This window comes from Roseivirga sp. E12, assembly GCF_017592825.1.
Taxonomy (GTDB): Bacteria; Bacteroidota; Bacteroidia; order Cytophagales; family Cyclobacteriaceae; genus Roseivirga.
On sequence record NZ_JAGFMD010000001.1, the window covers coordinates 870729 to 890125 of the forward strand.

17 protein-coding genes are annotated in these 19397 nt (G+C 41.4%); 7 read left to right on the plus strand and 10 right to left on the minus strand.

Going from position 1 to position 19397, the window contains the following annotated elements; all coding sequences use genetic code 11:
- Nucleotides 1–1464 carry an Asp-tRNA(Asn)/Glu-tRNA(Gln) amidotransferase subunit GatB gene (gatB, locus tag J4E76_RS03740; protein ID WP_370592791.1) on the minus strand — a complete coding sequence of 488 codons (1464 nt, stop codon included), beginning with the start codon at nt 1462–1464 and terminating at the stop codon, nt 1–3.
- Entirely contained in the window at nt 1461–4091 is a 2631-nt protein-coding gene (gene alaS / locus J4E76_RS03745; protein WP_208501346.1) for an alanine--tRNA ligase, read from the minus strand. The genes gatB and alaS overlap by 4 nt, the downstream gene beginning before the upstream one ends.
- Nucleotides 4092–4201: 110 nt before the next feature.
- On the opposite strand from alaS, the gene J4E76_RS03750 reads away from it, so the two are divergent.
- From J4E76_RS03750 to J4E76_RS03765, 4 genes are all read left to right on the plus strand, one after another.
- The gene (locus tag J4E76_RS03750) at nt 4202–5194 is read left to right on the plus strand and encodes a M23 family metallopeptidase (RefSeq protein ID WP_208501347.1); all 993 of its coding nucleotides are present in this window, start codon (nt 4202–4204) and stop codon (nt 5192–5194) included.
- A gap of 77 nt (nt 5195–5271) precedes the next feature.
- Entirely contained in the window at nt 5272–5610 is a 339-nt protein-coding gene (locus J4E76_RS03755) for a MerR family transcriptional regulator (protein ID WP_208501349.1), read from the plus strand.
- Nucleotides 5607–6713 (plus strand): DNA-processing protein DprA, encoded by a 1107-nt coding sequence (gene dprA, locus J4E76_RS03760; RefSeq protein WP_208501352.1) that lies wholly within the window; start codon nt 5607–5609, stop codon nt 6711–6713. The genes J4E76_RS03755 and dprA overlap by 4 nt, the downstream gene beginning before the upstream one ends.
- A gap of 32 nt (nt 6714–6745) precedes the next feature.
- Nucleotides 6746–7279 (plus strand): hypothetical protein, encoded by a 534-nt coding sequence (locus J4E76_RS03765; protein ID WP_208501353.1) that lies wholly within the window; start codon nt 6746–6748, stop codon nt 7277–7279.
- Nucleotides 7280–7283: 4 nt separating this feature from the next.
- On the opposite strand, the gene J4E76_RS03770 is transcribed toward J4E76_RS03765, so the two are convergent.
- Together J4E76_RS03770 and J4E76_RS03775 are read right to left on the minus strand one after the other, a co-directional pair.
- Nucleotides 7284–8669, minus strand: a complete 1386-nt coding sequence (locus J4E76_RS03770; protein ID WP_208501354.1) for a serine hydrolase — start codon at nt 8667–8669, stop codon at nt 7284–7286.
- 2 nt (nt 8670–8671) lie between these two features.
- A complete protein-coding gene (locus tag J4E76_RS03775) occupies nt 8672–9523 on the minus strand; it encodes a hydroxymethylglutaryl-CoA lyase (protein WP_208501355.1) in 852 nt (283 codons plus the stop codon).
- A 230-nt stretch (nt 9524–9753) separates the two neighbouring features.
- Here J4E76_RS03775 and J4E76_RS03780 point away from each other — a divergent pair, with 230 nt between their 5' ends.
- Nucleotides 9754–10080, plus strand: coding sequence for a PadR family transcriptional regulator (locus J4E76_RS03780; protein WP_208501356.1), 327 nt, complete (start codon nt 9754–9756; stop codon nt 10078–10080).
- A complete protein-coding gene (locus J4E76_RS03785) occupies nt 10077–12689 on the plus strand; it encodes an FtsX-like permease family protein (RefSeq protein ID WP_208501357.1) in 2613 nt (870 codons plus the stop codon). Before J4E76_RS03780 ends, J4E76_RS03785 begins: the two co-directional genes overlap by 4 nt.
- 85 nt (nt 12690–12774) lie before the next feature.
- Here the strand turns inward: J4E76_RS03785 and J4E76_RS03790 are convergent, their stop codons facing one another.
- From J4E76_RS03790 to J4E76_RS03810, 5 genes are all read right to left on the minus strand, one after another.
- A complete protein-coding gene (locus J4E76_RS03790; protein WP_208501358.1) occupies nt 12775–13272 on the minus strand; it encodes a fasciclin domain-containing protein in 498 nt (165 codons plus the stop codon).
- A 74-nt stretch (nt 13273–13346) separates the two neighbouring features.
- Nucleotides 13347–14165: an anti-sigma factor domain-containing protein gene (locus J4E76_RS03795; RefSeq protein ID WP_208501360.1), complete on the minus strand. Its 819-nt coding sequence runs from the start codon at nt 14163–14165 to the stop codon at nt 13347–13349.
- Complete coding sequence (locus tag J4E76_RS03800) at nt 14165–14695, minus strand: RNA polymerase sigma factor (protein ID WP_208501361.1); 531 nt, start codon at nt 14693–14695, stop codon at nt 14165–14167. The genes J4E76_RS03795 and J4E76_RS03800 overlap by 1 nt, the downstream gene beginning before the upstream one ends.
- Nucleotides 14696–14803: 108 nt before the next feature.
- Nucleotides 14804–16084, minus strand: a complete 1281-nt coding sequence (locus J4E76_RS03805; protein ID WP_208501362.1) for a DEAD/DEAH box helicase — start codon at nt 16082–16084, stop codon at nt 14804–14806.
- A gap of 112 nt (nt 16085–16196) precedes the next feature.
- Nucleotides 16197–17030 carry a dienelactone hydrolase family protein gene (locus J4E76_RS03810; protein WP_208501363.1) on the minus strand — a complete coding sequence of 278 codons (834 nt, stop codon included), beginning with the start codon at nt 17028–17030 and terminating at the stop codon, nt 16197–16199.
- A 157-nt stretch (nt 17031–17187) separates the two neighbouring features.
- Between J4E76_RS03810 and J4E76_RS03815 the strand changes: the two genes are divergently transcribed.
- Nucleotides 17188–18447: an aminotransferase class V-fold PLP-dependent enzyme gene (locus J4E76_RS03815; RefSeq protein WP_208501364.1), complete on the plus strand. Its 1260-nt coding sequence runs from the start codon at nt 17188–17190 to the stop codon at nt 18445–18447.
- Here J4E76_RS03815 and metF read toward each other — a convergent pair.
- A complete protein-coding gene (metF, locus tag J4E76_RS03820; protein WP_208501365.1) occupies nt 18444–19397 on the minus strand; it encodes a methylenetetrahydrofolate reductase [NAD(P)H] in 954 nt (317 codons plus the stop codon). The genes J4E76_RS03815 and metF overlap by 4 nt on opposite strands.

Sequence of the window (19397 nt, forward strand, 5' to 3'; positions counted from 1 at the left end):
CTATCCGTTTAACTTCTTATTCAATATTTCCTGGACCTGTTTTGCATCTGCTTTGCCCTGGCTTTTTTTCATCACCTGGCCCATAAACAGTCCCATTAATTTCTTTTTGCCTTGTTTAAAGGCTTCCACTTCCTTCGGTAAAGATAACAATACATCGTTTACCATGTCCTCTAAAGTGTCTGCATTGTCAACAGAAAGCAAATCTTGGCTTTCTGCGATGTGCAAAGCACTCAAATCATTCTCCAGCATAGCAGGCAAAACGGTATGAGTGGCAACTGTATTATTCAAACGCCCTTCAGCCAGCAGATCAATCAATCCGGCCATTCGTTCTGCCGAGATACCCAGTTGATCAATAGTGAGGTCCTTTTCGTTCAACAAGCCTTTAACTGCACCATTGAGCCAGTTAGCGGCAGTTTTTTTATTGGCTACCAATTCACACAACGCATGAAAGTATAAAGCAGTTTCCCTCTCTTCTGTCAAAAGGCTCACATCGTAGTCAGACAGCTGATACTCTGTCTTAAATAACTTCCTGAAAGCCTGTGGTGCCTGGGCCATATTCGACCTTAACAACTCCAAATACGGGTCATCTATTACAACTGGCGGTAAATCTGGGCAAGGAAAGTATCGATAGTCGTTCATCGTTTCCTTGAATCGCATGCTAGCTGTTTTGCCTGTACTAGGGTCGAAGGTTCTTGTTTCGATATCAATATACTGATCGGAAAGAGCCATTTCTAGCTGTCGCTCCAGCTCATGTGTAATTGCCTTACGCACATTACCGAAGGAGTTCATATTCTTTACTTCAACCTTGTTTCCCAATACAGTAGCACCAATGGGCATAATAGAGATATTGGCATCACATCGGAGCTCACCATTTTCCATATTAGCCTCGCTAATCCCTAAAAAGCGTACAATCCTGCGGATTTCCTGTAAAAAGGCTGCCGCTTCGTCTGGACCCTTGATGCTAGGATTCGTCACAATTTCGATCAAAGGTGTCCCCGCCCTATTCAAGTCAATGAGCGTTGAACCTTCCTCATCGTGTATCGACTTGCCAGCATCCTCTTCCATATGGATATGATGGAGTTCTACTCGGGGCTGCTGAAAATCTTCTCCAAACAGTTCTACCGTGCCTCCCATACAGATGGGTGTTTTGTCCTGAGTTGTTTGATAGCCTTTTGGTAAGTCAGGATAGAAGTAGCTCTTCCGTGCAAAGTGATTGACTCTGGTGATCTCACTCCCACAAGCCAAACCCATCAAAATGGACTTTTCTACTACCTCTTTATTCAAAACAGGTAGTGTTCCAGGATGCCCCAGTGAGATTACACTGATATTCTCGTTTGGTGCTGCGTCTGATGTATTAGGATCTGACGAAAAAATCTTGGAGGCCGTGTTGAGTTGCACATGAACTTCAAGACCAACAACAGTCTGAAAACCCGCCTTGGTTAATTTGGTAATGACTTTGTTCACAAAGAAGCGATCATTTCTTTCGCCTTGATGGCTACCTGCTCGAGACCGAAAAGGTCTTTACCTCCGGCAGTCGCAAAGAAAGGCTGACCACCTCCACCACCTTTGATTTCCTTAGCCAGTTCTCTTACCATCTGACCAGCATTCAGGCCTTTATCTGCAACAAGGTTCTCTGCAATGATAACAGCAATTTGAGGCTTACCTTCAATATCAGCACCAATGACGGCTACCAGGTTATCTACCTCGTTCTTCAATTCAAAAGCAAGCTTCTTCAGCACATCAGCATTTGGCAATAAAACATTAGCTACCAATGAATTAAAGCCATCTTCTTTAACTATTTGACTAGCTAAATCTTGTTTAATTAAACCTGACTGTTTTTTGTGCAGCTCTTCGATTATTTTGGTCAGTCTTTTCTGATCATCGATCAAACTAGAAATGGCCTTGGTGACTTCTTTTGGATTCTTAAGCAAGCCTTTAATCTCACTCAACTCTTTGTCTTGACCCTGCACATAAGCAAAGGCTTTAGGCCCAGTATAAGCTTCAATTCTTCTCACCCCTGCTGCAACAGCACTCTCGGATACAATCTTGAACAAACCGATATCTCCGGTAGCGCTCACATGAGTTCCTCCACAGAGCTCAACTGAATATTCTGGGCCGAAAGTGATTACTCGAACATTATCACCATACTTTTCACCAAAGAGTGCCATAGCACCTAATGCCTTCGCATCGGCAATTGGCACATTCCTCTTTTCATCCAGTGCGATATTTTGACGGATGTGATCATTCACAATTCGCTCGATTTCCTCGATCTGCTCATCTTCTACCTTCGAGAAGTGTGAAAAATCAAACCTAAGCACATTATCAGAGACAAGTGACCCTTTTTGCTGTACATGAGTACCTAGTGTATCCCTCAAGGCTGCATGCAGTAAATGAGTAGCACTATGGTTACTTCTAATCAAAGTCCTCCTATCGCTGTTGATTTCTGCCTTGAAAGTTGTCTTCGGATCACTCGGTATTTTATCAGTATAGTGGACAATCAGGTCATTCTCCTTTAGCGTATTGATTACTTTGATCGTTTCCGCATCATTGGTCAAAACGCCAGTATCTCCAATCTGACCACCACTCTCTCCATAGAAAGGAGTTTTGTTCAAAACAACTTGAAAGACTTTGCCCTTTTTCTCCTTAATCTCCCGGTACTTGATGATTTGGGTCTCTGACGTTTCCTGGTCATATCCCACAAACTCCACTGAGTCATCTCCATGTACTTCTATCCAATCGCCTTTCTCTGAAACTGCATCAGCCTTGGAGCGTTGCTTTTGGGTTTCCATAGCAGCCGTAAAGCCAGCCTCATCAATAGTCAAACCATTCTCACGGGCGATCAATGCAGTAAGATCCAATGGAAAACCGAAAGTATCATATAGCTCGAAAACTTCCTGACCATCAATAGTTTTAGTAGCACTTTCTTCAAGTCTTTGTTTTATTTGATCGAGTCGCTTCAAACCATTCTCCAAAGTTCTTAGGAATGAGGATTCTTCCTCTCGAATAACCTTAGCAATCAGGTCTTTTTGGCTTTCCAACTCATCGAAGAATCCTTTGTACTGACCAGCCAAAACTTCTACAAGTTCGTGCATAAATGGCTCTTTCAAGTTGAGGAAAGTATAACCGTAGCGTACCGCTCTTCTAAGAATTCGCCTGATCACATAGCCCGCTTTGTTATTAGACGGCAACTGGTCATCGGCTATAGCAAATGAAATTGCTCTAATATGATCTACAATCACACGAAGGGCAATATCTGTTTCTTCCTTAACGCCATACTTCACTCCTGCCTTTTGAGACAAGTGATCAATCAACGGCATAAAGATGTCGGTATCGTAGTTTGAAAGCTTTCCTTGTAAAGCCATCGCCAAACGCTCGAAGCCCATTCCAGTATCTATATGCTGTGCTGGAAGGTTATCTAAATGGCCATCAGCTTTGCGATCAAACTGCATGAAAACCAAGTTCCATACTTCAACCACCTGTGGGTGATCCATGTTGACCAGGTCCTTTCCAGGAACCTTGGCTATCTCTTCCTCTGATCGAAGGTCGATATGGATCTCTGAGCAAGGACCACAGGGCCCTGTATCGCCCATTTCCCAGAAGTTATCCTTCTTATCGCCATTCAAGATTCTAGCTTCGTCAATAAAAGCCTTCCAATAGTCAAAGGCTTCTTGGTCAAAGGCTAAGTTATCGGCCTTATCCCCTTCAAAAACTGTTACATACAGTCTTTCTTTAGGTAAGCCATAAACCTCTGTCAATAACTCCCAAGCCCAGCTGATCGCATCTTTTTTGAAATAATCACCAAAAGACCAGTTCCCTAACATTTCGAACATGGTATGGTGATAAGTATCAATACCTACCTCTTCTAGGTCATTGTGCTTACCAGAAACACGTAAACACTTTTGACTATTAACAGCACGAGAATAATCAGCCTTGGCATTGCCTAGGAAAAGGTCCTTAAACTGGTTCATACCAGCATTAGTAAACATCAGCGTAGGGTCATTTTTCAACACCATAGGTGCCGAAGGGACATATTTATGCTGCTTCTTTTCGAAGAATTCTATGAACTTTGACCTTATCTCTCTCGACTGCATACCGGAACTGTTATCTGCTAAAGCGCGTTTGATTAATTTTATTAATTTTGCTAGGTCTTGGCATTAAAAGCAAAGGCACAAAATTAGGAGAATTTCAAAAAGGATTCTTAATGTCTAAAATAAAATATTACTACGATACCGAGACCTGCAAGTATGAGCGGGTAAAGGTGAAAAAAAGCGATATTATCATCAATGCGTTGGGTTTTACATCCCTTGCAGTGGTGCTCGCTATAGGCATTATTGTAGTGCTCTCTAAGTACTTCGAATCCCCTAAAGAAATGGCTCTCATCAAAGAAAATGAGGAGCTAAAGCTCTACTATGATCTAATGCAGGAGCAATTAACCGGTATGGATGACATGCTGGGTGTTTTGCAAGAAAAGGACGATCACGTTTACAGGACAGTTTTTGAGGCTGAACCTATTGCCAGTACGGTTCGGGAAGCCGGTTCTGGAGGTGTACTTAAATACAGGAACTTATTAGAAAGCGACCTTGACAACAAGGACCTTGTAGTAGGTACCTTGGAAAGAATCGATCGCGTAAAGAAAAAGATGTACATCCAGACTAAGTCTTATGACGAAATCTTGGACTTGGCCAGAAATAAAGAAGCTTATTATGCTGCAATGCCGGCAATTCAGCCAGTTTCGAATAAAGAGTTAAGAAGACTTTCTTCTGGGTTTGGAAGAAGAATTGACCCAATCCTCAAAGTAAAGAAGATGCACTATGGTACTGACTTCTCAGCAGAAAGAGGCACGCCTATCTATGCCACTGCCGATGGTACCGTGAATAGAGCAAGAAAAGACCTTAGTGGACTTGGACATCATATCAAGATTGATCACGGCTTTGGCTTTGAAACGTTATATGGACACATGAGTCAGTTTCTAGTCAAGAATGGACAGAAGGTAAAGCGAGGTGACATCATTGGATACGTTGGAAATACTGGAAAGTCTACTGCCCCTCACCTCCACTACGAGGTTCACATTAATGGCAAAGCTGTTAACCCTGTGTATTATTTCTACAAAGACTTAGACGCAAACGAGTTTGAAGAAATCTTAAGGCTTTCTTCCATTGAAAACCAATCACTCGGTTCTTATTCTAATCGATAATTACTTCTTTTGTAACGGTTGATATTTAATCTTTGGGATTAAAGTTATTCTTTCAACATATTTTGTAACTTTCTGATATGCCGTACAAAGAGAAGCCTATTGTCAAAAAATATTTCACCATTGGTGAAGTGGCAAAAGAGCTTGGCGTAGCTACTTCTTTGATCCGTTTTTGGGAAACCCAATTCGATTTCATTCGACCCAAAAAGAATGCAAAAGGCAACCGAAAATTCACACAAGACGACCTCAAAAAACTAAAGTTGGTCTATCATTTAGTTAAAGAAAAGGGGTACACGCTTCAAGGTGCTCAAGACCACATTAAAAGCAGCAAAGATAGTATTGATGACAAGGCGGAATTGGTGGAATCTCTTCAGAGAGTTCGAACTTTCCTTGAAGAGATGAAAAATAACTTGCCTTGAATTCCGAGCAGCGCTACCAAGTGGCGCTATCGCTTATCTCTGGTATAGGCCCTGTCCTATCCAAACAACTCATTAATCATTTTGGAAGTACAATAGAGGTCTTTAAGGCATCTAAAGGTAAGGTTGCCAAAGTAAGCGGCTTTGGAAACAAGCTGTCCTCCCTACTTTCGAATGAGAATAAGCTCCTCGCTTCGGCCGATGCTATTATAGAGCAATCGCTAAAGGCTGGCATTGCCATTCATTGCTTCACAGATCCTAGTTATCCCAGAAGACTCTTACAAATATCAGATGCACCGATTGTTCTCTATAGCAAGGGTAATATTGATCTGAACCCAAAGAAAACAACCGGAATAGTCGGAACACGGAAAGCTACGAAATATGGACTTTCAACCACTGAGCGCATTATAGCAGACGCTAAATCCAATAGCCCAACTATTATTTCTGGTCTAGCCTATGGAATTGATGTAAAAGCTCATGAAGTAGCGCTGTCCGAAGGCCTACCCACCGTTGCGGTTTTAGCTTGCGGTCTGGACACTATATATCCAGCGGGCAATCGAGCAACGGCAAAGAAAATGCTAAAGTTTGGAGGACTTGTGAGCGAATACCCAATAGGCACAAAAGCCGACCCTCGGTATTTCCCTGCGCGCAACAGAATCATTGCTGGGCTTTCAGATGCCTTAATTGTGGTAGAAGCAGCTAAGAAAGGTGGTGCCTTGATCACTGGCAACATTGCCCATAGCTATGAACGACCAGTATTTGCTGTACCCGGTCAGCTTGATAAATCTAACTCAGAGGGCTGTAATCAATTGATTAGAAACTTTAAGGCCTCTATCTACACAGGTTTTCGAGATGTTGCCGAGGCCTTGAACTGGGATAGGGAAAAAGAACAAAAGGTACAGATCATAGCGTCCAAACTAGAAAAGCTAACTGGCTTGGAAAAGAAAGTTGTTAACACCCTTTTAACCAATGGTCAACAAATGCAACTAGATGACCTTAGCTGGCAAAGCCAGATTCCTTTGAATCAATTAGCGTCTCTACTCCTACAGTTAGAGTTTGAAGGTATTATTAAGCCATTACCAGGGAAAGAATACAGACTAGGCTAACACATTTCTTCGTTGTTTACTAAAATTCAACCATGAGCAGGCTCTTTGCACTTCTCCTTCTCGCTGTTTTTCCCGTGGCCTTACAAGGCCAAGAGGCGACTGACAAACCTTATAGGGAAGACTGGGGTAAATTTGATCATTTAGACCTTGCCGTAGGCTTCAACAGAAATCCTTCACCCACTACAGAGTCCGTTGCTTATCATTCGTTAGAAGTATCTCTATGGCAGTCTGTCAACTTCAGGTACAATCATCCGGCCAGCTCTACATTCTACATTAGCCAAGAACTTGGCTTAGCCTCTAACAAAGTCATACATGGTTCTAAAGCCGGTTTATGGCTGGGTTTCTGGGGCTTTATTTTAGGTGGAGAGGCCAAATACCTGACGGATTACCAAGACCAGACCTTTATCCTATCGCCCTTCATGGGGTTTGGTAATTACCCGTTTAGGTTTACAATTGGCTATTCTGGTAGAATATCAGGCTCAGGAAGCCTAAGAGATATCAGTAAGGTAAGCATGAATTTATCCATTGCGATACTTCCTCTGAGAAAGTCAAAGAAGATAGACTAACATACTACTCCCAGTGCATGCCCATGGTGTAAGTCCCTTCTTTCACCCGTAGCAACTCATAGACAAGATTATGGATATTAGGCCTCACATTAAGCTGATAGATCTTACTATTATTCCTGGTAGGATGCACTCGATTGGAAAGAAAGACAAAAAGCAAATCGTTGGCAGGGTCTGCCCAAACTAGCGTACCGGTATATCCCGTATGACCGAAACTAGCTTCACTGGCTCCTTTTGCCACACTACTCAAATTGGCATTGTATTCTACCAAAGGTTTATCAAAGCCCAGTCCTCTTCTATTGCCCACCTCGCAGAACTGGCAGTCAGTAAACTCTTTGATTGTACCTTCCTTCAAATAGGTATTACCTTCGAACCTGCCCCCATTCAGGAGCATTTGATATACTTTTGCTAGGTCACTTGCGCTACTGAAAAGACCGGCATTTCCTGAAATCCCGAGCATCATAGCGGCCCCCTCATCGTGCACAACACCATGAAGCGTCTGCATTCTAAAGAAACTATCTACTTCGGTCGGCACTATTTTTTCCAACTCAAACTCTTCAGTGGGATTAAAGCGCAAGGTCTTTGCTTCCATTGGAACGTAGAACTCATCATATAAAAACTGATCGAAAGACTTACCCGTCAATCGCCTTACAAGCTCAGGAATTAGGTAGAAGGTCAAGCCAGAATACACATATCGCTTATCCTTGCTGACTTTCGACTTGCGGATCATTTTGTAGATCTTCTTTTGTATAAAGTCTTTGTGCATGAACAATCCCGTCTCAGAAATTCGATAGGGATAATTGGCAGAAGAATCCTTACTCACTGTCTTATTTCGGTATTTCCCGTTTCTTTTTTGTGACTCGGACCAATAAGGAATCCATGCCCTAAGCCCTGCCTGATGAGCCAATACATCACGCATGATCAAGTTCTTCTTCTTGCCTTTAGCAACATCAGGAAAGTAGTACCCCATCGTTTTGTCCGGATCGAATAGACCCATGTCGTAGAGCTTCATCAAAGCCAAAGTCGATGCTGTAGTCTTGGTAACCGAAGCGAGATCATAAATATCAGTGGTATCAACCGGATTGACCTTGTCATAAGTATGATATCCAAAAGCTTGATGATAGAAGACCAATCCACTTTTGGCAATCAAAACCTGAGCACCAGGAAAAGCCATCGAGTCAATTGCTTGCTTCATTATGCGTTCTATCCCCGCATTCAACTTATCCCCATCAATCTGAAAAACATCGGGGAGCCCCAAGCGAAGACCATCTCCCGCCCTATTGATACCACGTACTACTTGCTTCTGCGTAATAAATACAGGTTCGTCTTGTGACCAAACCTGAAAGCCGGTAGTACATAGTACAAACAACAAAAAGACGCTTCTAATACCCATCATTAGTTTTGAGGAAATACATCTAAACTCATTAACATCGCTTGATCAAACGCTTGTTTATCTAAACCGGTTTCTTGACTAATGGAATGCATATAGCTCAGTAGACGCTCGGTAGCAATATTACCCGTGAGATCATCTTTAGCCATAGGGCAACCACCGAAACCTTTAATTGCCGTATCGAATCGTCTGCAGCCTGCAGCATAGGCCGCTTCAAGTTTCTCCAAAGTCTTGTCTGGAGTAGAATGAAAGTGCGCTCCAAACTCAGTGCTTGGGTAAGCCGAAATACTCCTACCAAAGACATTTTCAATCACATCAGGCTCGGCAACACCGATGGTATCAGACAAACTGATAATCCCAATACCTAGAGCCGTTAGCTTTTCGACAAATTCGGCTACAATTTCTTCATTAAAAGGTTCGCCATAGGGGTTTCCAAAACCCATAGAGATATAGGCAACTAGTTCCTTATTATGCTTTACACAAAGGTTTTGAATATCAGCCACCGTTTGGAGAGCCTCTTGGATCGACTTGTTGGTGTTTCTTAGTTGAAATTGCTCAGAAATCGACAGCGGAAAGCCCAAGTAGTCTATTTCCTCAAATTGAATGGCTTGTTCAGCCCCTCGAACATTGGCAATTATGGCAAGAAGCTTTGTTGGAGTATCAGAAAGATTGAGTTGGTCTAATACCTCAGCCGTATCTCTAAGCTGCGGAATGGCCTTTGGTGAAACAAAACTCCCAAAGTCGATTGTATCAAAGCCTACCTTCAAAAGCTGATTGATGTACAGCGCTTTTTTCTCAGTCGGTATAAACTCATGCAAACCTTGCATGGCATCTCTAGGACACTCAATTATTTTCATTGAGTAAGTTTATGCCCTTGATAGGTTACATCCAAACTAATCGAATGATTTAGTCATTAAAACATGTTACTTGAACATTCGAGTTCTTCCGAAGGCAAAACAGTTTAAACCTAATAGTAAACCTATCTTCTCTACTGACCAAAGTTAGAAATTCATTCTATTACTTCTACTAAATAGAACTAATACGAAGTTTTTCAATATATTTGATCTACTTAGTAGAACATATCACTATGGAAAAAGAATACATCGGAGAACTGGAAGAGCTCATACTTCTTCTAATCGTTACCCTTAAAGATGATGCTTACGGACTCTCAATCAGAAGGGCATTAAAGGAACAAGCCAATAGAACCATGACCATAGGGTCTGTACATGGCACTTTGAATCGACTGGAAAAAAAGGGACTCGTAACTTCCTGTTACAGTGATGCTACAGAGGTAAGAGGCGGTCGGAGTAAAAGGATTTTTACCATCACAGCTTCTGGGAAGAAGGCATTGGAAAGAAGCCGTGATATCAAAGTGAATCTCTGGATGCAAATACCTGAACTTGCCATAAAGTGAATAAGAGCTCTAAAATACCGAAAGCCGCTAGGCTAATTCTGAATTGGATTTGCAAAGAGGAATATATAGAAGAGATAATTGGTGATCTCCATGAATACAGCTCTGAGATAAAAGGAAAACCAGCATGGAAAAGAAAGGTCTTCTTCTGGTTTCAAGTGTTCAATTTCATCAAGCCCTGGTCAATAAAAAACCTCAAAATAAATCAACGTATAAATCAAACCGCAATGTTCAAAAACTTCATAATATCAGCTCTCAGGTCAATTAAGAGGCAAAAAGCATTCTCGTTTATTAATATCATAGGACTTGCAGTTGGAATCTCGGTCTCACTAATGTTATTCCTGTTCATACAAAATGAAATACAATACGATAAATTCCACGAGAACCGAGAAGACATCTTTAGAGTAGTATCTCGCTATACAACGACAAAAGGTAATACCAATAGTTCTGCAATTACTTTCGGCTCGGTTGTACCTGAAATGGTCAAAGCAATTCCAGAGATACAATACGCCACCAGGATATACAACTTTGGGAATGTGGAAATCTCCTTAAACCAAACCAAGTTTAAGGATCAGACAATGTACTTTTCTGATCATGATTTTTTTGAGATTTTCTCCTTCAAACCTCTCTATAGCCAACAAATTAGTGAAACGGCATTCGGAAATAATGGAGTAGTTGTCAGTGCCATCCTAGCCAAAACGCTCTTCGGAGACTCCTCACCTATTGGAGAAGTAATCAAGATCCTTGAACAAGACTATACCATAGTATCAGTAGTTGATGTACCGAAAAAGTCACACCTGAAGTTTGACTTGATAGTTTCACTCAATGGGTTTCCAGATCTGCATGACTGGGCATATAAAAGTGGATTAGATTTTCACAGTTATGGTATGTATGCAGATGGTGTTGATCATTCAACCGTAGACACAAAAATCTGTGAACTATACAATGATCAAATGGACCAACGTTTTGCAGACTTTACATCGGCCTCGGACAATTACGTTCAACCATTTAACGACATATACCTTAACTCTCAAGGTATTGCTAACAATATAAAAGTAGGCAGTAGGCAAACCATGTATGTCTTGACCGGAATTAACATTCTTATCCTGCTTATAGCAATTATAAATTATGTCAACCTTACCACGGCTCAGTACGAAAAACGGATTAAGGAAATAGGTGTCAGAAAGGTCATTGGGGCTAATAGAAACAGCTTAATTGTGCAGTTTCTTGGTGAATCTACTGTAATAACTTTGCTAGCCTTCGCTATTGCCCTGGGCATCACACAATTCTTGATTGAACCATTCGGAAAAATCATGCAGATAGAGGCCGAAGTGACTTACTGGTCTCAACCTTTGGTTATACTCGGGATGGTCTGTGCTGTTATTTTGATCGGTATTATTTCAGGGATTTACCCTGCCCTATTCATCTCTAAATTTAAACCATCGAAAATCTTAAAGAAAGACTTCTCAAGCCTTAAGAGAGGAACAATAGGAAGCAAAGTTCTAGTCACCCTTCAGTTTGTGATTGCCATCGTGCTGGTCATTAATTTTACTTTCATCCACAAACAGATATCCTATATCAAAAACATTGATTTGGGGTTCTCAAAGGATCAAATTTTGGTTGTAAATAACCTTTCCACCAAAATCAGGAGCTCTTATGAAACTGTTGAAGCTGAAATACTGAACTCTCCAAATGTTTTGGAATTGACCTCTTCACAGTCAGCCCTCGGCAGGGGATCAAGTGGTCAAACTGCACATTTGGCAAGTGAAAGCCCAAATACCGCTCAACCCATAGGGGAGCTGAGAACGGGTCATAACTTTATTAAAACCTATGGTTTGGAAATCACAGAAGGAAGAGACTTTTCAAAAAACTTACTTACCGACAAGGACGCATTCCTAATCAACGAATCGGGAAAAAAACTGCTATTCGCTGGAGAAGAAAGCCCTGTCGGTAAGTCAATTGTGGTTGCTGGAAGAAAAGGCCAAGTCATTGGCGTAGTAAAGGACTTCAACTACACTAATTTGAAAAGGCAAATCTCACCAGTGGTTATAAGTCTTGGAAGCCCATATAGGCTTGAATTATCTCTAAAAATCAACACATCTAACATTCAAGAGACCATTGCCCATGTTGAGTCTTCATTAAAAAAAGTAGACCCGGATTATGAAATCGGCTATTATTTCCTTGATGACTACTTCAACAATATGTTTGAAGCTGACGAAAGAAATGCCTCTCTAATTTCTTATGCCAGCATATTGACCATTTTAATTTCTCTTGTTGGCTTAGTCGCACTCATTGGCCATGGCCTTACCAAAAGGATGAAAGAAGTGGCTATTAGAAAAGTACTCGGGGCTAAAATAAAGCAGATACTTTGGGGCTTGATTAAAGAGTATTACTGGATCATTATCATTTCCAATATACTGGCCATTCCTCTTGCCTTGGTAGCCATGAACAAATGGCTTCCTACTTTTGCCTATCGAATTGACCCTGCTGACTATTGGATGTTGTTTGTCAAGATCAGCTGCTTATCGCTTTTACTTGCTTTGGTGATCATTCTCATTCAGGTTTATAAACGTTCGAGGATGAACCCAGTGGAGATTTTAGGGAACGAGTAATCACATCTAGAGCGACCCAGCTCATTAGCATATAAATAAAAAAGGCTCCGATAAATCGGAGCCCTTTCAACCTTAAACTTCACGCTTACATGTTAGGTGGTAAAATCACCTTGTCAATAATGTGAACAACACCATTTGAAGCTTTAACATCTGCAGCGATAACTTTCGCTCCACTTATCTTAACGGTACCTCCACTAATAGATACAGATACATTTTGTCCTTGTACAGTTTTCGCTTTTTGTCCATTGGATAAATCTGTAGACATAACCTTACCACCAACGACATGGTAGGTAAGAATAGCTACTAATTTGTCTTTATTCTCTGGCTTTAAAAGCATCTCTAAAGTACCGGCAGGAAGTGCTGCGAATGCTTCGTCAGTTGGAGCGAATACTGTGAATGGGCCGTCTCCTTGAAGAGTTTCTACCAAGCCCCCAGCCTTTACAGCTGCCACCAAAGTTTTTAAATTGTCAGCACCAACGGCTAACTCTACAATATTCTTTGACTGTGCTTGCGCAACAGAAACTGTTAATAAGAGTGCAAAGAAGGATGCAGCAAGTGATCTAAATATTTTTTGAGTTTTCATAATTGGATAATTTTTCAATGTTTGATTAAAACTATCCTAGATACGACCTGCCAAGGCGGCTTGGATTTCGGTTGTTAACTTTTTTTCAAAAAACCTTTAACAAAGGTTTTATCAACAGTAGCAATTGGACTGCCACCCTCCTTCTCGAGCGTCACGGCAAAGGCTTCGACATTGCCTCTTACGATCTTCAGTTCTTGAACTAATTGATTGTGGTCAAAGATTCCTGCATCAATCGGAGCAACCCCAGGCTTGATCGCCCAAAGTTGGTATTGATGACCATGTGGTGGTTCTGGTAGGTTGTCAACACTGATGAACACAGCATTGCTCTTTTTATTCCAGAAGACATTAGCAAAGGACTCAGGTGCCAAATCAAGTCCATCCATTCTAATATGAATATTGTCCTCACTCATAAAATGGGCAATTCTCAACTCGGCATACTGCAGTTGTTCATTCGTTTCGCTTACTCTATTGGCGAGTGATGTCTGATCAGATTGCAATGCCGCCAATTGATCTTTAGTATTCTTAAACTGAGAATAAAAGACGTAGTTGAATCCCAAACTAAGGAATAGAAGAATGGTGGCTGCAATCGTCCAAACAGGTACGATATTCACCCGTTGTATCCTTACTTCAGGTTCATCATCGAGTACCTCGAAAAATTTCTCTTTCTCAATTTCCTGAATGGATTTGAGGGCACCATCTAAAACTTCTTGTCTTGGAGCCTTTGATTCCACTTGAGCATATTTCAAAAGACTCTCTCTTAGTGCATCTAATTCTATGCGCACCTCATTATACTCTGTTGCTACTCGATCAACCTCAAGCATTTCCTGCTCGTTAAGCTCACCCGCTAGGTAGGCTTCTAATATTCCTGATGATATGTACGCTTGGATATCCATTATATGATCGATCTCAAGTGTTTTATAGCTGTCCTAATTCTGGTCTTGACGGTACCTAGTGGTATACCAAGGTTTTCACAAATCTCTTTGTGCGAATATCCCTCAAAGAAAGACATATTAATTAAAACCTTCTGATCTCCAGGAAGCTGAGCAATCAGTTGTTTAGCATACAATTTCTCGATCTCATCACCAGTCGAAATACTCTCTGCTATACTTACGACTTCAACACCATTCTTAGATTCCTGAGAGAGTCGATAGTCTTTAGTTCTCGTCTTATCAATTGCAGCGTTTTTGCTAACGCGAACAAGCCAAGTAAAAAGAGAGCCTTTTGAACTATCAAAATTATGTCCATTCTGCCATATTTTCAACAAAACGGATTGTAAAACGTCTTCAGACATTTCATCATCGCGCAGAACTCGGTTGATTATATTGAGCAGTAATGAACCATAGTGGGTGAAAACCAATTCGATTGCCTCCTTATTCCTTTCTGCAAGCAGATGGCTTATTTTACTTTCGATTGTGGGGGTCATCGTAAGTTGTTGAACTGAGAGTGACAAGGTTTTGCGATTTCTATGACAAACACACAAGCCATTATTTTTGTTTACTCTTTTTATTCATTAGCCAAACAAAAAGCACAATCAACGCCTCTTCTTTCTTCTAGGTTTCTGATCAGGGTTATTGAAACTCCCTTTTCCCTTGTAGCGATTTTTCTTCTGACCATTCTGCCCTCCTTCCTTTTTCTTCCAGTTTATGGGGTCCTTTTTAGGCTTTTGTTCGACCGGTGCATTTGCCACTTTATAACCTTCAGGAATTTCAGATGGAATTCTTTCTCCCAATAGTTTTTCGATTCCTCTAACCAACGGTATGTCTTCGGCAGAAACCAGAGAAATGGCCTCGCCACTGGCTCCAGCACGCCCTGTTCTGCCTATTCTATGCACATAGTCTTCGGCAACTTTGGGCAAATCAAAATTAATAACATGAGGTAGTAATGGGATGTCGAGTCCTCTTGCTGCTATATCTGTTGCCACCAAGACTCTGACGGTTCCTTTCTTAAAGCCAGCTAAGGCATTGGTTCTGGCCCCTTGACTCTTGTCACCATGAATTGCCGCAGAGGTAATTCCTCTCTTATCTAGTTTTTTACTCAACCGGTTAGCACCATGCTTGGTTTTAGAAAACACCAACACCTGCTGCCATTCACCATCAGCTATAAGCTTGATTAGAAATTCTGCTTTGTCCTCACGGTTCAACCTATAAATCTTCTGAACAATTATTTCTACTGCTGTATTCTCTGGAGTGGCTTCAACAGTCACGGGATCGGTCATAAACGACCCCGCTAATAGCTTTATCTCTTTAGAGAAAGTAGCTGAGAAAAGAAGATTTTGTCTCCTTTGAGGAATCAGGGACATGATCTTCTTGATGTCGCGAAGAAAACCCATATCCAACATTCTGTCGGCTTCGTCTAAAACGAAAACCTGAATATGTGCTAATGATACAAGGCCCTGCTGATGCAAGTCCAAGAGTCTACCAGGTGTGGCCACCAAAATGTCGACACCATTCCTCAATTCTTTTACCTGGGCGCCTTGCTTCACCCCCCCGAAGATTACAGTCGAGTCTAAATGAAGAAATTCGCTATAGGCAATAACATTTTCTTGAATTTGTGCCGCCAGCTCTCTTGTTGGAGTGAGAATTAACGACCTGATTGGTTTTCTTCGAAGCTGCTTCTCTTCAGAAAGGATTTGAAGAATTGGCAGAACGAAACCAGCTGTTTTTCCAGTACCTGTTTGGGCCGATGCAAGAACATCTTTTCGTTCTAGAATAACAGGAATGGCTTTTTGCTGAATGGGTGATGGTGAATCATACCCAACTTTGTTGATAGCATGAAGCAAAGAGGTCGAAAGACCCAATGATTTAAATGTCATAAGAGTTGTTAATGAAATGACAACTCTTTCTGAAGCTCCATTTCCGGGTGAGCCACAAAGGTAGACTAATTCTAACCAAGTCTATTGTACATAGCTTGATATATAGATAGCCTTACTTAAATACTTCTTGGAAAAGAGATGTCATTTTGGCCCAAGAATCTTCATCTGCCTCTTTCTGATACTTTAAAGGCATATTGAACTGAACCCCTAAAGTATCAGCATCTGGGTTAGTAAATCCGTGCACAGCTCCTTCGTAAGACACATATTCGTAGTTGGCGTTTACGGCATCCATTGCGGCTTTGTAGGCTTCCACCGTTCGCAATGGGACAAATGGATCATCGGCACCATTTGCTACTAATACGCGCGCTGTTAAAGCATCCGAAGGTGCGATAGGCAATTGCACACCCGCATGAAAGGCCGCAACAGCGTCTAAGTCATAACCGGCATTTGCCATGCTGAGAATCACACTTCCACCAAAACAATAACCAATTGCGCCTATCTTATCTGGATCAACATCTGGATGGTTTTGAAGAACTTCAATGGCCTTTTCAAACCTAGCCTTTGCCTCATCCATGTTGGAAAATGTCTGTCTCATAAACTTTTGGGCATCCCCTGGGTGCTCCGCTACCTTTCCATCACCGTACATATCGACAGCGATCGCCACATAACCTAGTTCAGCCAACATTTCAGCTCTCTTTCTCATGTAAGGAGTATGTCCCCACCACTCGTGAACTACTAGAATACCAGGACGCTTACCACTCTGATTTTCATCCAAAACCAGGTAGCCTTCCAGATTAGTAGAGTCAGTTGAATAGGAAACTTCTTCTCCAACAATTTTTGGAGTCAAGACCTCATTAGATGACTCTGCTTTTTTATTACCAGCACAAGCAACTATAAGAACTGACAGGAAGAACAGGAATGCGAATTTTGTGACAGAATTTCTCATTTTCTTAAATTTCCCATGAAGATAATAAAATCAATACTTAAGCATTGAGAAACAGCTCTCCTCTTATGATATACTTTCTTATTTAGCCAGTTGTGAATCGAAGAGGTTATTATACTATTCAATTGAATTACATTAACTTAAGAGAAATCATACTGATATGGACAAGCGCAATTTTCTGAAGAAAGCCTCTCTTCTTGGCCTGAGCACTTCACCATTTATTGACAGTCTTGAGAAGCTGTTATCATCTGTCGAGTCTTTGAACCCCAATCGACTTGCCAGTGATGAGGACTTCTGGGGGAAAATCAGGGCTTCATATAGACTCAAACCAGACTACATTAATCTGGAAAATGGTTACTACTGTTTTCTTCCACAGGACACATTAGAACATTATATTGAGCACGTGAGAGAGGTCAATTATCAAGGATCATATTACATGAGAACTGTTCAATGGGAAAACAAAAAGAAAATTGCTGCTAAACTGGCTCAAATGGCAGGCTGTAGTGATGATGAGCTCATAATCACAAGAAACACCACAGAATCTTTGGACACTGTGATTGGTGGCATCCATTGGAATAAAGGAGATGAAGCGGTAATGGCCAATACCGACTATGGTGCCATGCGCAATATGTTCAAGCTAGTCGAAAAGCGATATGGCATTAAAACCATGAGTATTGATGTGCCTCTTCACCCCAACAGTGATGAGGATATTGTTTCTGCTTATGAAAAAGCCATTACCGACAAAACAAGGCTGTTAATGGTCTGTCATATCATCAATGTCACGGGTCAGATTCTGCCTATTCGAAAAATATGCGATATGGCTCACTCAAAAGGAGTTGATGTAATGGTAGACGGTGCACATGCCTTCGGACACTTCGACTTCTCTATCAATGATTTAAACTGTGATTATTATGGCACCAGCCTGCATAAATGGCTAAGTGTGCCTTTAGGAGCTGGGTTTCTGTATGTTAAGAAAGAGAATATACCCAAGGTCTGGCCCATGTTTGCCGAAGACCCGAGAGAGCCTGATGATATTTCTATACTAAACCATACAGGTACTCATCCCTGCCACACTGACCTTGCCATTGCCGATGCCATTGACTATCACAACACAATTGGTTCTGAAAGAAAAGAAGCTCGTCTGAGATACCTTCAGAACTACTGGACTGACCGGGTCCGTGAATTAGAACACATCATTGTCAATACACCGAAAGAGCGTCAGCGGTCATGCGGTATTGCAAACGTGGGTATCAAGGGCATGAAACCAGCAGAAATGGCAAAAACCCTCATGGATGAACATAGAATATTCACAGTAGCTATCGATGGTGCCGGTGTTCATGGGTGTCGTATTTCACCCAATGTTTATACTATCACAAATGAACTGGATGTATTTGTAGACGCATTGAAAGACATGGCCTAAAAAAGTGCTTCGGCAATCTTTTTAGTCACCAGCGACTTACTCATGGTATAGTAGTGCAAGCAAGGCACTCCTGCTTCTTTTAATTCCTTAGACTGCTGGATGGCCCACTCTACTCCCACTTCTCTAGCCGTGGCATTGTCCTTGCATCCTTCGAGTGCATCTACCAAATCGTCTGGAAGATCTACATGGAAGATACTCGGCAATACATTCATTTGCTTAAGGGTTGTAATAGGTTTTAAACCTGGAATGATCGGCACATTGATATCGTTCTCTCGACACTTTTCAACAAAATCGAAATACTTCTTATTGTCGAAAAACATTTGAGTGACAATGTATTCAGCACCCATTTCAACCTTCATTTTTAGGTATTTCAAATCCGACTTCAAGCTTGGAGCTTCAAAGTGTTTTTCTGGATATCCTGCTATACCTATGCAAAAGTTCGTTTTGTTACGCTTAACTTCCTCATGCAGGTAGGCACCATCGTTTAGATCTAACACTTGTTGTAATAGATCACTGGCATATGAGTGTCCATTAGGATCTGCCTCAAAACGACCTTCAGACTTAATCGCGTCTCCCCTTAGCACCAACACATTGTCAATGCCTAGAAAGTCTAAATCGATAAGAGCATTTTCGGTTTCTTCCTTGCTGAACCCTCCACATATGATATGAGGCACGGCATCAACTCCATACTTGTTGATAATAGCGGCACAAATACCAACCGTACCAGGGCGCTTCCTTGTGGAAACCTTTTCTAACAGACCGTTCTCTCTTTTCTTATATATGTACTCTTCGCGATGGTAGGTCACATCGATAAAAGGGGGCTTAAACTCCATCAGAGGATCGATAGCATTGAAGATACTCTGCACGCTCTCTCCCTTTTGTGGAGGAAGTATTTCAAAACTGAAGAGCGTCTTTCCCTTGGCCTTTTTTATATGTTCGATGACTTTCAT

Excerpts from the sequence above, each read along its gene's own strand:
- alaS (WP_208501346.1), bottom strand. The coding sequence starts at position 4,091 with ATGCAGTCGAGAGAGATAAGGTCAAAGTTCATAGAATTCTTCGAAAAG.
- J4E76_RS03750 (WP_208501347.1), top strand. The coding sequence starts at position 4,202 with ATGTCTAAAATAAAATATTACTACGATACCGAGACCTGCAAGTATGAG.
- J4E76_RS03755 (WP_208501349.1), top strand. The coding sequence starts at position 5,272 with ATGCCGTACAAAGAGAAGCCTATTGTCAAAAAATATTTCACCATTGGT.
- J4E76_RS03765 (WP_208501353.1), top strand. The coding sequence starts at position 6,746 with ATGAGCAGGCTCTTTGCACTTCTCCTTCTCGCTGTTTTTCCCGTGGCC.
- J4E76_RS03770 (WP_208501354.1), bottom strand. The coding sequence starts at position 8,669 with ATGGGTATTAGAAGCGTCTTTTTGTTGTTTGTACTATGTACTACCGGC.
- J4E76_RS03775 (WP_208501355.1), bottom strand. The coding sequence starts at position 9,523 with ATGAAAATAATTGAGTGTCCTAGAGATGCCATGCAAGGTTTGCATGAG.
- J4E76_RS03780 (WP_208501356.1), top strand. The coding sequence starts at position 9,754 with ATGGAAAAAGAATACATCGGAGAACTGGAAGAGCTCATACTTCTTCTA.
- J4E76_RS03790 (WP_208501358.1), bottom strand. The coding sequence starts at position 13,272 with ATGAAAACTCAAAAAATATTTAGATCACTTGCTGCATCCTTCTTTGCA.
- J4E76_RS03795 (WP_208501360.1), bottom strand. The coding sequence starts at position 14,165 with ATGGATATCCAAGCGTACATATCATCAGGAATATTAGAAGCCTACCTA.
- J4E76_RS03800 (WP_208501361.1), bottom strand. The coding sequence starts at position 14,695 with ATGACCCCCACAATCGAAAGTAAAATAAGCCATCTGCTTGCAGAAAGG.
- J4E76_RS03805 (WP_208501362.1), bottom strand. The coding sequence starts at position 16,084 with ATGACATTTAAATCATTGGGTCTTTCGACCTCTTTGCTTCATGCTATC.
- J4E76_RS03810 (WP_208501363.1), bottom strand. The coding sequence starts at position 17,030 with ATGAGAAATTCTGTCACAAAATTCGCATTCCTGTTCTTCCTGTCAGTT.
- J4E76_RS03815 (WP_208501364.1), top strand. The coding sequence starts at position 17,188 with ATGGACAAGCGCAATTTTCTGAAGAAAGCCTCTCTTCTTGGCCTGAGC.
- metF (WP_208501365.1), bottom strand. The coding sequence starts at position 19,397 with ATGAAAGTCATCGAACATATAAAAAAGGCCAAGGGAAAGACGCTCTTC.